The organism is Mycobacterium sp. IDUB_19 (genome assembly GCF_055419445.1).
In genome coordinates this window covers 1-565 of the sequence record NZ_JBVAXR010000199.1, presented here as the reverse complement: position 1 = coordinate 565, position 565 = coordinate 1, and the positions used below count along the sequence as shown (strand labels likewise).

The following is a 565-nucleotide window of genomic DNA, read 5'->3' as shown; positions in this document are numbered from 1 at the left end:
CTACGCCGTCGACTGGCATCGCCCGTACCGTCGGATCGACACCGCTGGTGTGGCCGTAGTAGGCCACCTGGGCGTTGGCGATGGGGCGGTAGCGCTGCACGTGTGACCACATCTCATAGGTCAGCGGCAACGCGGTGCGATCCGGGCCCTCGGCGGCATCTCCATCGTCTTCGACGGTGTAGCCCGCCGCCCGCAGCCCATTGACCAACTCCACCAGCTCGGCCATCTCGGGAGCCTCACGACCCTCAGGGTTGTCGACCTGTTCAACCGCGCGACGCAACCACTCCCGGTTTCGGGGATCAAACACCAACACCTCACCGGCCACCTCAACCAACACCACCAGATGGTCCTCGCCCTCGCCGGCGGTGCCCAGGGCCAGCATCGCCAACGCCCGCCCCGCCCCCGACTGACCGGCCTCACCACGATCGGCCACCATCGGCGCAATCGCCGCGTGCGCAACCGATCCCACCTCACCACCGCCCACCGGCACCGGCTGCCACACCGCCCCGACCCGCTTGGCCAGCACACGCCGAGTGCTCTTACCCCGCACCGACCACGAGCGCCC

At 69.2% G+C, this 565-nt stretch carries 1 protein-coding gene; it reads right to left on the bottom strand.

The window, feature by feature from the left end; translation table 11 throughout:
* Positions 1–565, bottom strand: a 565-nt coding sequence (locus ACZY0B_RS27915; RefSeq protein WP_463767448.1) for a hypothetical protein, incomplete at both ends; no start/stop codon positions are given.